At 62.2% G+C, this 13967-nt stretch carries 10 protein-coding genes; 4 read left to right on the top strand and 6 right to left on the bottom strand.

Annotated features, from left to right (window positions below):
• Together sufB and V6M52_RS15665 are read right to left on the bottom strand one after the other, a co-directional pair.
• Positions 1-1443 (bottom strand): Fe-S cluster assembly protein SufB (gene sufB / locus V6M52_RS15660; RefSeq protein ID WP_332701683.1); only part of this gene is annotated, 1443 nt, incomplete at its 3' end.
• A 65-nt stretch (positions 1444-1508) separates the two neighbouring features.
• The gene (locus tag V6M52_RS15665) at positions 1509-2639 is read right to left on the bottom strand and encodes a cysteine desulfurase family protein (protein ID WP_332701684.1); all 1131 of its coding nucleotides are present in this window, start codon (positions 2637-2639) and stop codon (positions 1509-1511) included.
• 289 nt (positions 2640-2928) lie between these two features.
• Between V6M52_RS15665 and V6M52_RS15670 the strand changes: the two genes are divergently transcribed.
• Positions 2929-3591: an alpha/beta hydrolase gene (locus tag V6M52_RS15670; RefSeq protein ID WP_332693476.1), complete on the top strand. Its 663-nt coding sequence runs from the start codon at positions 2929-2931 to the stop codon at positions 3589-3591.
• 131 nt (positions 3592-3722) lie between these two features.
• The gene (gene tyrS, locus V6M52_RS15675) at positions 3723-4973 is read left to right on the top strand and encodes a tyrosine--tRNA ligase (RefSeq protein ID WP_332701685.1); all 1251 of its coding nucleotides are present in this window, start codon (positions 3723-3725) and stop codon (positions 4971-4973) included.
• 44 nt (positions 4974-5017) lie between these two features.
• Here tyrS and V6M52_RS15680 read toward each other — a convergent pair whose 3' ends face one another.
• Positions 5018-8389: an AsmA-like C-terminal domain-containing protein gene (locus tag V6M52_RS15680; protein WP_332701686.1), complete on the bottom strand. Its 3372-nt coding sequence runs from the start codon at positions 8387-8389 to the stop codon at positions 5018-5020.
• Positions 8390-8645: 256 nt separating this feature from the next.
• Between V6M52_RS15680 and V6M52_RS15685 the strand changes: the two genes are divergently transcribed.
• Together V6M52_RS15685 and V6M52_RS15690 are read left to right on the top strand one after the other, a co-directional pair.
• Entirely contained in the window at positions 8646-9134 is a 489-nt protein-coding gene (locus V6M52_RS15685; protein WP_332701687.1) for a peroxiredoxin, read from the top strand.
• Between the two features lie 65 nt (positions 9135-9199).
• Positions 9200-10354 carry a M23 family metallopeptidase gene (locus V6M52_RS15690; RefSeq protein WP_332701688.1) on the top strand — a complete coding sequence of 385 codons (1155 nt, stop codon included), beginning with the start codon at positions 9200-9202 and terminating at the stop codon, positions 10352-10354.
• Here the strand turns inward: V6M52_RS15690 and V6M52_RS15695 are convergent.
• The 3 genes from V6M52_RS15695 to V6M52_RS15705 form a co-directional block, all read right to left on the bottom strand.
• Positions 10351-10848, bottom strand: a complete 498-nt coding sequence (locus V6M52_RS15695) for a GNAT family N-acetyltransferase (protein WP_332693464.1) — start codon at positions 10846-10848, stop codon at positions 10351-10353. The genes V6M52_RS15690 and V6M52_RS15695 overlap by 4 nt on opposite strands.
• Positions 10845-11967 (bottom strand): peptide chain release factor 2 gene (gene prfB, locus V6M52_RS15700; RefSeq protein WP_332701689.1). Its coding sequence is split into 2 segments (ribosomal slippage): positions 10845-11897 and positions 11899-11967, totalling 1122 coding nucleotides; the frame shifts between segments, so codons are not numbered across the junction. Before prfB ends, V6M52_RS15695 begins: the two co-directional genes overlap by 4 nt.
• Positions 11968-12066: 99 nt before the next feature.
• Positions 12067-13875 (bottom strand): methyl-accepting chemotaxis protein, encoded by a 1809-nt coding sequence (locus tag V6M52_RS15705; protein WP_332693458.1) that lies wholly within the window; start codon positions 13873-13875, stop codon positions 12067-12069.
• Between the last annotated feature and the right edge of the window lie 92 nt (positions 13876-13967).

The raw sequence follows: 13967 nt of genomic DNA on the forward strand, positions 1-13967 counted from the left end.
CATCGGCAGATGCTGCAGCACGTCGCGGACAAAGCCGTTGACGATCAGCGCCACGGCTTCCTCTTCCGAGAGGCCGCGCTGCTGGCAATAGAACATCTGGTCGTCCGAGATCTTGGACGTGGTCGCCTCGTGCTCGAACACCGCCGTGCCGTTGCGGCTCTCGATATAGGGCACGGTATGGGCGCCGCATTTGTCGCCAATGAGAAGGCTGTCGCACTGGGTGAAGTTGCGGGCGCCCCTGGCCTTGGCATGGGCCGAGACCTGGCCGCGATAGGTATTGTCCGAGAAGCCGGCAGCGATGCCCTTGGCGATGATGCGGCTGGAGGTGTTCTTGCCCAGATGGATCATTTTGGTGCCGCTATCGACCTGCTGGCGGCCGTTCGAGATGGCGATGGAATAGAACTCGCCACGCGAATTGTCGCCGCGCAGGATGCAGCTCGGATATTTCCAGGTGATAGCCGAACCGGTTTCCACCTGGGTCCAGCTGATCTTGGAATTGTCGCCGCGGCAGTCGCCACGCTTGGTGACGAAATTGTAGATGCCACCCTTGCCGTCCTTGTCGCCGGGATACCAGTTCTGCACCGTCGAATACTTGATCTCGGCGTTTTCCAGGGCAACCAGCTCGACGACGGCAGCGTGAAGCTGGCTTTCGTCGCGCATCGGGGCGGTGCAGCCTTCGAGATAGCTCACATAGCTGTCGGCCTCGGCGATGATCAGCGTCCGCTCGAACTGGCCGGTCTTCTTCTCGTTGATGCGGAAATAGGTGCTCAGCTCCATCGGGCAGCGCACGCCCTTGGGGATGTAAACGAACGACCCGTCGGTGAAGACCGCCGAGTTCAGCGTGGCGTAGTAGTTGTCCGAAACCGGAACCACCGAAGCCAGGTACTTCTGCACCAATTCGGGATATTCGCGGATGGCTTCCGAGATCGAGCAGAAGATGATGCCGACCTTGGAAAGTTCCTCGCGGAAGGTGGTGACCACGGAAACCGAGTCCATCACCGCATCGACGGCGACGTTGGGCCGCTCGACGCCGGCGAGGATTTCGCGCTCGCGCAGCGGCACGCCCAGCTTGTCGTACATGGCGATCAGCGCCGGATCGACCTCGTCGAGGCTCTTGGGCGCCGGCGAGGACTTGGGGGCGGCGTAGAAATACATTTCCTGCAGGTCGAGCTTGGGATAGTGCACCTTGGCCCAGGTCGGCTCGGTCATGGTCAGCCAGCGGCGATAGGCCTCAAGGCGCCACTCCAGCATCCAGGCGGGCTCGTTCTTCTTCTTGGAGATGAAGCGGACAGTATCTTCGCTGAGCCCAATGGGGGCCTTGTCGGATTCGATATCGGTCTCGAAGCCGTACTTGTACTTGTCGACATCAAGCGAACGCACCGAGTCGACGGTGGCGCGGTCGATGTTTTCCTTGAGCGTCGGGATATCGTCGTAGTCCGCCATGATGGCTTCTCCTATTTGCCCCTCAGCGATTCAAGGTCGCTGCGAGCCGCATAAACTATGACGGCCTAGGCCGCCTGACCCTGCCGCGCCCGTTGGCGCTCGAGGATCGATCGGTAACCGGCAACGAACGCATCGACGTCGTCACCCGTGGAATTCCAGCCCAGGCTGACGCGCAGGGCACAATCGGCAAGCTCGGGCGCCACACCCATGGCGGCCAGCACATGGCTGGGTCCGACCTTGCCGGACGAACAGGCCGAGCCGGATGAGACCGAAAGGCCCAACAGGTCCAACCCCATCATCGCCGTGGCGTTCTTGATGCCGGGCACGGCGAAATTGACGACGTTGCCGAGGCGCGTGCCGCCAAAGACCACTGCGTCGCTTGGCAGGCTGGCTTCCAGCTGCGCGATCAGCGCCGGCACGTTCGCTGCGGCGTAGCGATCCGCAATGGCCGAGGCCGCCGCGCCAAAACTCGCGATCAGCGCTGCCGCTTCGGTGCCGCCGCGCCGTCCCTGCTCCTGCCCGCCACCGGGAATGAGCCGGACGACATCGGCATGTGACTTGACCAGCAGGGCGCCGATACCGGCTGGAGCGCCGATCTTGTGGCCGCTCACTGCTATCATATCGGGTGCGGAGGCGGCAAAATCGAGGGGCAGCTTGCCGAATGCCTGCACGGCATCGATGAAAAGGGTATGGGGCGTCGGACCAACCAAAGCGTTGATGCGACCGACCGGCTGCACGACGCCGGTCTCATTGTTCACCCAATGCAGGCAAACCAGCAGATTTCCTGCAGCATGCTGCAAGATTTCTTCCAGTTGATCCAGATCAATGCTGCCATCGGCGAGAAGCCCGATGGTGATGACCGGCAGACCCGTCATTTCGGCGGCCTTGGACACGGCAGCGTGTTCTCCGGCGCTGATGACGACGGCTGCTGACGAAAACGCCTTGGCCCCGCCGATGATCGCCTGGGTGATCGCCTCGGTGGCCGAACCGGTAAAGACGACCTGCTTGCGGTCAGCGCCGGCGAGAGCTGCGACCTGGCCACGGGCGGTATCGATGAGATTGCGCAATGCGCGGCCGTGGCTGTGCACCGATGAGGCATTGCCGGTCAATTCAAGGGCAGCAACCAGCGCCGCCCGCGCTTCTGGCAGAAGCGGGGACGCGGCATTGTGATCGAGATAGATCGCCGCTTTGGTCATCGGTTTCCCGTGTGGCGCATGCGCGCCGGTCATACCATCCATGCCAAGACCGAGGCGCCCTCGCGCCTTCGAATCCAAACACTTCTTGAAATTTGACGCCCAACTTCATTACAAGGGGCGCTCCTGCAGGCCGCTATGCGGCCGAAAACCCGTTTTGAATAATTCTAAACTGGTTTTTTCGACCCATGTTTTAGGCAGCGTGGCGTGCTTAGTCAAGCCGCTACGCCGTCCCGACGGGGGCCGGGAAGACCACGCCAACAGAGCCAAAAGTGGCCGGAAAAGTAGACCCATGCCAGAAGTGATCTTCAACGGGCCTGAGGGCCGTCTGGAAGGCCGTTACCAGCCCGGCAAGGAGCCCAATGCTCCTATTGCGATCGTGCTGCATCCGCATCCGCAGTTCGGCGGGACGATGAACAACCAGATCGTCTACAATCTCTTCTACATGTTCGCCGAGCGCGGCTTTGCGGTGCTGCGCTTCAACTCGCGCGGCGTCGGTCGCAGCCAGGGTCTGTTCGACCATGGCATTGGCGAACTCAGCGATGCCGCGGCGGCACTCGACTGGCTCCAGGTCATCAACCGCGAGTCGCGCGGCTGCTGGATTGCCGGCTTCTCGTTTGGCGCCTGGATCGGCATGCAGCTTTTGATGCGTCGCCCGGAAGTCGAGGGCTTCATCTCGGTGGCTCCGCCGGAAAACCTCTATGACTTCTCGTTCCTGGCACCCTGCCCCTCCTCTGGCCTGATCATCCATGGCGACAAGGACCGCGTGGCGCCGCCAAGCTCGGTGCAGAAGCTGGTCGACAAGCTCAAGACCCAGAAGGGCATCGTCATCGAGCAGCAGATCGTCGAGGGCGCCAACCACTTCTTCGAAGGCAAGATCGACGAGCTCACCACCCGCTCCGCCGACTATCTCGACCGTCGCCGGCAGGAGATCGCCGCCGGCGGCGGGCGCTGACAAGAGCGCGAACACCGCGATCTGTTGGAGGGACCTCATCCTGAGCCTGTCGAAGGGCGAGGTCCCGCATGCACCGACCTCGTGGTTCGACAAGCTCACCATGAGGTCTCAGTAATCTCAGTGGTTTCCAGATGACCAAGTTCAAGTCCGATTTCCTGCGCGTGCTCGATGAGCGCGGTTTCATCCACCAGATTTCCGACCCCGAGGGGCTCGATGCCCTGGCCCTCAAAGGGCCGATCACCGGCTATATCGGCTACGACGCCACCGCGACGTCGATCCATATCGGCAATCTGATCACCGTCACCATGCTCTACTGGCTGCAGGAAACCGGTCACAAGGCGATCAGCCTGATGGGCGGCGGCACTTCCATGGTGGGCGATCCCTCGTTTCGGGATGACCAGCGCAAGCTCCTGACGGTCGAGCAGATCGCGGCCAATATCGAGAGCATCAAGAAGGTCTACAGCAACATTCTGAACTATGAGGGCTCCAACCCGGCCATCATGGTCAACAATGCCGACTGGCTGCTCAAGCTCAACTATGTGGAATTCCTGCGCGATGTGGGCAGGCATTTCTCGGTCAACCGCATGCTCAGCTTCGACTCGGTAAAGCTGCGTCTCGATCGCGACCAGTCGCTGAGCTTTCTCGAATTCAACTACATGATTATGCAGGGCTATGACTTCGTCGAGCTCAACCGGCGCTATGGCACGGTGCTGCAGATGGGTGGCTCTGACCAGTGGGGCAACATCATCAATGGCGTCGATCTCAGCCACCGCATGGGCGGGCCGCAGCTCTACGCGCTGACCACGCCCCTGCTGACCAAGTCGAGCGGCGAGAAGATGGGTAAGTCTGCCTCCGGCGCTGTCTGGCTCAATGGCGATCTCTTCAGCCCCTATGACTTCTGGCAGTATTTCCGCAATACCGAGGACGCGGACGTCGAAAAGTGGCTCAAGATCTTCACCCGCCTGCCGCTGAGCGAGATCGCCAAGCTCACCGCGCTGGGCGGCAACGAAATCAACGAGGCCAAGAAGGTGTTGGCGACTGAGGTTACGGCCATCGTGCACGGCCGTGCGGCAGCGGAAGAGGCGGCGCACACCGCTCGCGCCACGTTCGAATCGGGCGCCATCGATCTGTCACTGCCGACGGCGACGGTGACCCATACCGAACTCGCCAATGGCCTGGGCATCCTTGCCGCGCTGGTGACGGCCGGCCTGGCCGGCTCCAATGGCGAGGCGCGCCGGCATATCCAATCGGGGGCGGTGCGGGTCAACGACGCGCTGATCGAGGACGACAAGCTCAATATCGGCGACAATGCGCTGCTGCCGGAAGGCGTGATCAAGCTCTCGGTCGGCAAGAAGCGCCATGCGCTGATCAAGCCGGTCTAGCCGTCTCCCACCCTGCTTCCCGCGGGCTTGATCCGCGGGTCGCCCTACTCCACCTGCGGCTGTTCCTTCGCCCTGAACTCGAACAGTTCGCGGAACACGCCGGGCATCAGGATCGATAGCGGGTTGATGCGGAACTGGGGATTGTCCAGCGAGCCCTGCACTGCAAAGGTCACGCCGACCAGGCCTTCACCTTCACGGCCGCCCAGCAGCGGCCCCAGGATGGGAATCTGCCGGAAGGCGTTGTTCAGCCCGAAAAGCGGCACATAGGTGCCAGTCAGATCGTATTGGCGCTGGTCGGTATAGATGAAGCCGCGCATGGTACCGCCGACGGTGCCGCCGGTCAGCATGGCGTTGGTGACCTCGACCCGGTCTGACCGGCGCTGGAAATCGACCTGGGCGACGTCGAAATCCAGCCGGTTCTGTTGGGCGATGGCGGCGCGCGAGTCGGCGTGGTTGCCCAGCACCTGGGCCACATTGGCCTCGTCGACAATGGCGAAGTCGCGCATCACCAATTGCCCTGCCTCGGCATCGAGATCACGGTCGGTGGTGAGTACCAGATTGCCCGCGCCGCCGGCCAATTGAGAATAGACACCGAGCAGGCGCAGGATAGTGCCGGCATCGTTGAAGGCGACCGACAGCGTGCGCCCCCGGGGGGCGGGATTGGTGGTGACGGAGATGCCGTTGCCGTCACTGAACTGCGCCGTCAAATTGGCGCGCCGCATGTCGCTGCCGCGCAGCAGCAGGTCGAGATCGAGATTGAACGCGGTGGTTGCGTAGTAGCCCAAGGCGCGGTCGAGCTGCACGTCGAGGGCGATGGTCTGGTCGAACTGGGTGGACTGCACCCCGCCTGCCCCCTCACCCAGTCCGAAAAACTGGCGCAGCATGGGTTTGAGGTCGAGCTGGCTGCCACGGATCTGCACGGAATACCCGCTATCGATCGGCGCCAGCTCCAGTTGCGCACTATCTCCCGTGCTGAGGCCGAACTGGCTGAAGCTGGCGGCCTGGAGACCGTCAATGGCGTGATAGGTGATGTTGCCGATGGCGCGCACCGTGCCGAAGGACAGGTCGATATCATCGAGCTCGGTCACCTCCCCGGCGGGCTTGATGGTGGCGGTCAGCGTGCCGGAAGTCCCGACTGCCTTGCTGATGCCGATGTCCCTGATGTTGAGTGCGGCATCCTCTAGGTCGACGGCCATCTGCAGCGAGCCGTCGGGCATGGGCTGGGCGACGAAACGCACGCGACCGGACAGGAACTCGGAGGCGTCGAAGCCCATTTTGGCAAGCTCCGCCACCTCTATGCTGGAACCGAGCCTGAAGCTCGGGTCGGTGGTCGGCGTGCCGGCAATCTCGATATCGGCCTGCATGCCATCGATCTCGGCCGCACCACCCAGTTGATAGCCATCCTGATTGGCGCTGAAGGCCAATTGCCCATTGCCGATGCGGTGCTCCTGGATCGGTTCGGAGCTGGCGAAGTCGGCCACGGTGCCATTGACCACATAGTCGATATCCATGGGCCGGCCGCTGGCTTCGTCGCCGAGCGCGATGGTGGCGACCAGCCCGAGATCGACGACGCCCGTCAGCGATTCCAGGTCAAGCGGCACCTGCGCATTGGCAAGCGCACTGGGCTGCTGTTCCTTGACCAGCGCCAGCAGGGCCGGGATCGAGCCGGCAATATCGCCGGAAATCTCGATGATGCCGCCGGAGGGGTCGGAATTGTCCATGACCAGTGCCGGATTGGTGACCCGGATCAACCCACCGCCCGCATCGATCTGCCCGCCACCGGCCGAAACAATGATGTTGGCATCGTCGACCTGCAGCCGCGTCTCTCCCTCAATGGCGATTGGCACCATTTCGGCGGTTGGCCTGACGGCGACGCCGGTCCCCACCATGTCGATCTGCATGGCGCCCTCCGGGATGGGTTTGTCCTCGTCGTCGAGACCCAACGAACCAACGGGGAACTTGAAGTCCATGCGCGCCCGCGCAACCGAGCCTTCAGTGACATTGGCGACGAACCAGTCGCGGCTTTCGCCACCCATTATGTAGGGCCAGAGACGCTTCACGTCATCGGCACTGACGCCCTGCCCGGCCAAGGCCAGATCGATGCCGAGCCCAGCCTGCAGCATATCGATGCGGCCAGTGGTTTCCACCGTGGCGTCGCCCTTGCGGGCGATCAGGCGATCGATGCCGAGGGCGCCATAGAGTGGCGCCGACCAGCCGGAAAACTCCATTGTGTCAAACGGCTCGTCAGGTGCCGCCATTTCGTTGGGGTGGATCGCTACGTCTCGAGCCTTGAGTGAAATGCCAAGCGTAGGGCCGAATACGGGGTCCAACCCCATGGCGAAGACACCGGAAATATAGGCCTTGCTCTGGCCGATCTGCAGCGCCGCCTCATTGAGGATGAACTGGCCATCCTCGGGCGCCCAGATGATGTCCATGATCGAACTGGCCACCGGGAAGTAATCATCGGCGATGCGCAGGTCGAGGCCGGTCAGGTCGATCTTGAAGCGCCCGTCGACCAGTTTTCCGGCGGCAGGCTCGAAATTGACGTCGATCGACAGCGCGCCCCCCCCGCGCATCGCAGCCACGCTGGTGGCGTCGTCGATGAAGGGGAGAAAGGCCGCAAAATCGATATTGGAGACGTCGGCCTCGAGGCGGGAATTGCCTGTGTCGTCGACGCGGCGCGACAGGCTCCCCGTCATGGTGCGCCCGGCCAGGCTGGCCGAGAAAGTGCCATTGGTATCGCGCCGGTCGGGCGTCGGCCCGATCTCGAGGTTGATGGCGTCGAAGCGTCGAAACAGCCCATAGACGGAATCGACCATGTCGACGACGCCATCGCGGATGACCAGTTTGGAAAAGCGGCCCTGCTCCGCCTGTTCCACGATGCCGGCTATGCCCTGTTCACTGCCTTCCAGATTGTAGATCAGCCAGTCATTGTCCGAGCGCAGGGTAACGGGTTGGCCGTTGCCACTGACATCCAGGCCCGCCGCCGAAATTCCGACCGCGGGAAAGGCATTTTCACCCTCCTGCACCCGCACCGTGGGGGTGCCACCGGCCGGGTCCTCAATGACGTCGAAGGCGGAAGCGCGAGGACCGAACAGGTCCTGCACCACCTGGATGTGGGGCCGGACGACGGTCACGGTGGCGCCCGGCTGGCCGACCAGGGCGCGGACCGGCGAGAAACCGACTTCGAGCGCCTCCATGGCAATGCGGGCGCCGGATTTGCTGTCGGTGAGGACGACCGGGGAAAACTGGATGACCGGCCAGACATTGTTCTCCAGCGCCAGTGCCATCTGGCCCAGCGACAGGCTGCTGGTTGGCGGCAGCGCGGACTGGATCAGCGAGCGCACTGCCTCCCCGCCAAAAGGCAGGCGTAGAGGGGTAACCAGCAAAACCAGATAGAGCAGCAGGGCCAGCACGGACGGAACGCCAAGCGCCCACACAGCCAGTTTGGCTGCGTGGCGTGCACGGGGCCGTTTGCGCTGCGCAGACGGCGTAACCGGGGTGTCTGCGGGTGAAGTTGACGCGCTCACTTGCTTCCAGAACGAGGCTTGGCCGTTATCTGCTGGCACCCTCAAGAATCAACCGCTGAAGGCGGTCACTTGCCCAATGATATCGGCTGCAATATGGCACCGACACCCACATTAGCGCGTGTCTGTTAACGGGAGACTTTCCATGCCGGATTTGACGAAAGGCGATCTCGCCCCCGACTTCACCCTGCCCCTCGACGACGGTCAGATCTTTCACCTGGCCGCCGCGCGCGGCCGGCCCGTGGTGCTGTACTTCTATCCGGAAGACGATTCCGGCGGCTGCACCGACGAAAACCGCGAATTCTCCGATCGGGCGGCGGCATTCGCCGAACTAGGTGCCCGGCTGGTCGGCATCTCGCCCGACACGGTTCAGAGCCACGTCAAGTTCCGCAAGAAATACAATCTTGTCGTTCCGCTCGCATCCGACCCGGAACACCTGGCGGTCGAGCCCTATGGCCTATGGAAGCTCAAGAAGCTCTATGGCCGCGAGTTCATGGGGTTGATCCGGACCTCCTTCATCATCGGCGCGGATGGCCGGGTGGCGCGGATTATTCGCGCGACCCGCATTCTTGGCCACGCCCAGAAAGTGCTGGAAGCGCTGGAGGCGCATGTGGCGGCTGCGCCCGCCAAATAGCCTTTGTTAACCACACGCAGTCATACTCTGCTCACCATATTAGTTGTGACGGCGGGGTGGGTTGCGTGCGCGTTCAAGCCAGTTTCGGGCGCTCCGATGCCGGACGCAAAGAGGTCGGCACGCAGAGGCGCCAGGGGGTGCACCCAGCGCTGTTTTACGGCATGTTCGCGGTGCTGCTGGCCGGCAATGGCCTACTTGGCACGGCCTTCCTGTTTTCATCCGACATCCAGAAGCTCCTCAGCGGGCAGAACGACATGGTCATCGAGGCCTATGAGGACCGGATCGCGCAGTTGCGCGTCGAGGTCGACCGCCTGCATTCACGCAGCTACGCCCAGGCCGGTGACATGAATTTGCAGCTGCAGGAACTGGCCCAGCAGCAGGAAGTGCTGCTTGAACAGCACCAGCTGGTGCGGGTTCTGGTCGACAAGGCCGGCGAGCTCGGCATTGAGGCGGCCGGCCTCGCCGCAGCGGACGGCGAAGAGACGGCTTCCCTCGCCACGATCAACGCCACTGGCAACCCCGACGTCGATGCCACGGCCGCGGCGGTGGCGCAGATGATGGGCGAGACGCAGTTCGCCATGAGCTCCATCGCCGAGACCGCCACCTCCCGCACCGACAGCATTGTGTCGGAATTGTCCGGCCTCGGCATCCGTGTCGACCTGCCCTCGTCACAGGATGGCATGGGCGGACCGCTATTGGCCGCGGTGGGTGAGGGTGAGATTTCCCCGACGATCGACGACGCCAACGCCGTCATGGCTGCTCTGGTGCGCTACAGGGCGGCGCGCGACAGCATTGATATGGCGCCGATCCATATGCCGATCAGCGGGAATTTCCGCCAGAGTTCCGGCTTCGGCAATCGCAGCGATCCCTTTTCCGGTGGCAGGGCCTTCCATTCGGGGCTCGATTTCGCTGCCTCCAAGGGCACGACTGTATTCAGCGCCGGCAAGGGCGTGGTGAGCTTTGTCGGCAGCAAGCCGGGCTATGGCAATGTGGTGGAAGTCACCCACGCCACCGGCCTCGTCACCCGCTACGCCCATCTCTCCGGTTTCCTCAGCGGGGAAGGCCAGGCAGTCAATACTGGCACCCCTATCGCCAAGGTCGGTTCCACCGGCCGCTCCACCGGCCCGCACCTGCACTTTGAAGTGCGTGACGGCGACAATGCCATCAACCCCAAGGTGTTCCTCGAAGCCGGCAAAAGGCTGCTGGCGCTGTTGGGCTAGCCGACCGCCACCTGCCAGCAGAACACGGCCCCATCGTCCGGGTCGATCCGCCCGCCTATACGCGTGAAACCGTTCTTTTCCAGGGTCCGCTGCGACGGCGGATTGTCTATGGCAGTTTCTGCAGCGACAATCTTGATCCGCTCGTCAGCTCTGGCCAATTCCAGCAGTTTGCCTACCGCTCTCGTTGCAAATCCATGGCCGCGGCGCTCCGGGGCGATGCCATAGCCGATCTCGACCACACCGGGACTGGCAAAGGGCTTGGTGATTGAGCAGAGCCCCACCACCTCATCGTCGTTGACAATCAGCCATGCCGCCGGATCGATCTGGAGCCTGACGGTGCCAGCGAGGGCACCCAACATCTCGATGATCTCCCGAGTATCGATACCGCCTTCTGGCAGGCCCAACCCATCCGGCGCCTCATTCGTTGCCAAGGCCACGAAATGGGCATCGGTGGCGGCTACAAGACGGAACGTTTCGGGGGCCGGTTTGCTCATTCCGCCGTCACATCCGTCGCAACGCCGACGCGCTGGGCGAGCGCTGCTTCCATGAACTCGTCGAGATCGCCGTCCAGCACCAGTGAAGGCTGGCCGCTTTCGACGCCGGTGCGCAGGTCCTTGACCATCTGGTAGGGCTGCAGGACGTAGGAGCGGATCTGGTGGCCCCAGCCGATATCGGTCTTGCTGGCCGCCTGGGCGTTGGCTGCCTCTTCGCGCTTCTGCAGCTCGGCCTCGTAGAGGCGTGACTTCAGCATGGCCATGGCGGTGGCACGGTTCTTGTGCTGGCTGCGCTCCTGCTGGCAGGCCACGATGATGCCCGAGGGCACGTGGGTGATGCGGATGGCCGAGTCGGTCGTGTTGACGTGCTGCCCACCGGCACCCGAGGCGCGATAGGTATCGACCTTGAGGTCGGCTTCGCGAATTTCGATGTCGATGGAGTCATCGACCACGGGATAGACCCAGCAGCTCGAAAAGCTCGTATGTCGCCGCGCCGCCGAATCGTAGGGGCTGATGCGCACGAGGCGATGCACACCGCTCTCGGTCTTGAGCCAGCCATAGGCATTGTGGCCCTTGATTTGGATCGTCGCTGATTTGATGCCGGCTTCTTCGCCGTCATGCATTTCGAGCACTTCGACCTTCATCTTCCGGCGTTCGGCCCAGCGGGTATACATGCGCAGCAGCATGTTCGCCCAATCCTGGCTTTCGGTGCCGCCGGCGCCCGAATGGATTTCGAGGTAACAGTCATTGGCGTCGACCTCGCCGGAGAGCAGCGTCTCGATCTGGCGGCGCCGGGCCGACTGCTTGAGTTCGAGCAGCGCGTCTTCGGCTTCCTTGATGATGGCGGCGTCGCCTTCGGCTTCGCCCATCTCGATCAGTTCGACATTGTCGCTGATACCCGATTCCAGCTCACGCACGGCCTTGACCGCGACATCGAGTTCGTCGCGCTCGCGCATGGTGACGCGGGCCTTTTCCGGGTCGTTCCAGAAGTCGGGGGATTCGGTTTGCGCCGTTAGCGCGTCGAGGCGAAGTTCAGCAGTATCCCAGTCAAAGATGCCTCCTCAGCAGGGTCAGAACCTGCTCGATTTCGGCGACGGTCTTTTCGATTTCCGCACGCATGCCATGTCCATCCAATGTTCGATGGACCATGTAGACGAGGCCACCGACAGGATCAACCCGCGGGTGGCTTCGGTTCGTCGCGGCGTCCAGGCGATTTCGCTAGAATTCGCTCCAGTCAGACTTCAGTGCTGCGGCCCCGTCGGTCAGGTATGATCGGGCTGCGGCGGTGACCTTTTGCTGGCTGGCCGAAACGGTTCGGGTTTGCCGGGTTGCCACGGTGCGCGACTCAGCGATGACGGGCGCCGTCTTGCCGACAATGAAAACCTCGACAATTCGGTCGAGTTCGTTGGCCTGAGCCTCAGTCTGCTCGATGGCCGCGTTGGTCTGTTCGACCAAGGCAGCATTGTGCTGTGTCATCTCATCCATCTGCCGGATGGCTGTCGACACCTGCGCTATGGCGCTTGACTGCTCCTGGCTGGCTTGGGCAATGCCCCGGATCAGCGTGTCGTTTTCTCTCACGCCATCCAGCATCGCGCCCAGTTTCTGGGCCGCGTCGGCCACTAGTCGGCTCCCGCCCGAAACTTCGCTCGCAGATTGCTCAATCAGCACCTTTACATCGGACGACGCGCTGGCCGCGGACTGCGCCAGCCGCCGCACTTCAACTGCGACGACCGCAAAGCCCTTGCCGGCATCGCCTGCCCGCGCGGCTTCGACCGAGGCGTTCAGAGCAAGAAGGTTGGTTTGGAACGCGATGTCGTCGATCATGCCGATGATGTTGGATATCTTGGACGAGGATGACGATATGCGCTCCATCGCTTGGTTGGCGTCGCGCATGACGTTCCCAGTTTCCTCGGCCGTAAGGGAAACCTGTTTCGCCTTGGAACTTGCGGTGTCGGCGCGTTTTGCATTGTCGGTTACCGTCGAGGCGAGCTGATCCATCGCCGCTGAGGTCTCCTCAATGGCAGCGGCCTGTTTTGTAGTGCGTTCCGACAGGTCGTTGGCACCAGACAGGATCTCGCCCGTGGCCGATTTCAGGCTGCCCGAAGTGCCACGGATCTTGCCGACAATGCTGGCGAACTTGGCGACTGTTTCGTTATAGGCCAACCGCACCTCGTCGAGTTCGCCGACAAATTTCTCATCGATCGAGGCCGTCAGGTCACCACTGGCCAGGTTGGCCAATGCCGTCCCGAGTGCCTGAACGGCATGCTTGCGGGCGGTAATGTCGGTGGCATACTTGACGACCTTGAACGGCTTGCCATTCATGTCGAGGATAGGGTTGTAGGTCGCCTGGATCCAGACCTCCCGACCACCCTTGCCAATGCGCAGGTATTCCGCCGCCTGGAACTCTCCACGGCCCAATGCACCCCAGAAATCCCGGTATTCGTTGCTGTTGGCATAGGCCGGCTCAACGAACAGACGATGGTGCTGGCCTTGAATTTCGGAGAGCCGGTATCCAAGCGCCTTACAGAAGTTCTCGTTGGCGTCGATGACCTCGCCCGTCATCGTAAATTCAATCACGGCCTGGGACTTCGAAATGGCCTTGAGCTGGCCGGCCGCATCGGACGATTTCAGTTTCTGCGCCGTTATGTCTGCAGCGATTTTGACAACCTTGAGGAGAGAGCCCTTCGCGTCGAGAACCGGATTGTAGGAGGCCTGGATCCAGACTTCCGCCCCGTTTTTGCCGAGGCGCTTGTATTCACCCGCGTCGAAACTCCCGGCTCGCAGGCGCTGCCAGAAGCTGTGATACTCGGCGCTGTCGGCATAACCGGCATCAACAAACATTCGGTGATGCTTGCCAACGATTTCATCGAGTTCATAGCTAAGCGCCGTCAGGAAGTTTCGGTTGGCTGTCAAGACAGTACCATCGGGACTGAACTCGATGATCGCTTGCGATTTCCCGATCGCCTCCAGCGTTGCCTTCTCGACATCTCTGCTGGAGTGCCTGCTGCGCCCACTAAAAAGTCCCACTATCGCTCTCCAAGGCGCGTGAATGTGCCACCTTTGGTATCTGCAACATGGATAATTTTTGATTAAGTTCTACAGGGGAATAATAGACGCAC

This window comes from Devosia sp. (genome assembly GCF_036676215.1).
Taxonomy (GTDB): Bacteria; Pseudomonadota; Alphaproteobacteria; order Rhizobiales; family Devosiaceae; genus Devosia.

What these genes read in the sequence shown, in the direction of transcription:
- V6M52_RS15665 (WP_332701684.1), bottom strand. Translation starts at nt 2,639, where the DNA reads ATGACCAAAGCGGCGATCTATCTCGATCACAATGCCGCGTCCCCGCTT.
- V6M52_RS15670 (WP_332693476.1), top strand. Translation starts at nt 2,929, where the DNA reads ATGCCAGAAGTGATCTTCAACGGGCCTGAGGGCCGTCTGGAAGGCCGT.
- tyrS (WP_332701685.1), top strand. Translation starts at nt 3,723, where the DNA reads ATGACCAAGTTCAAGTCCGATTTCCTGCGCGTGCTCGATGAGCGCGGT.
- V6M52_RS15685 (WP_332701687.1), top strand. Translation starts at nt 8,646, where the DNA reads ATGCCGGATTTGACGAAAGGCGATCTCGCCCCCGACTTCACCCTGCCC.
- V6M52_RS15695 (WP_332693464.1), bottom strand. Translation starts at nt 10,848, where the DNA reads ATGAGCAAACCGGCCCCCGAAACGTTCCGTCTTGTAGCCGCCACCGAT.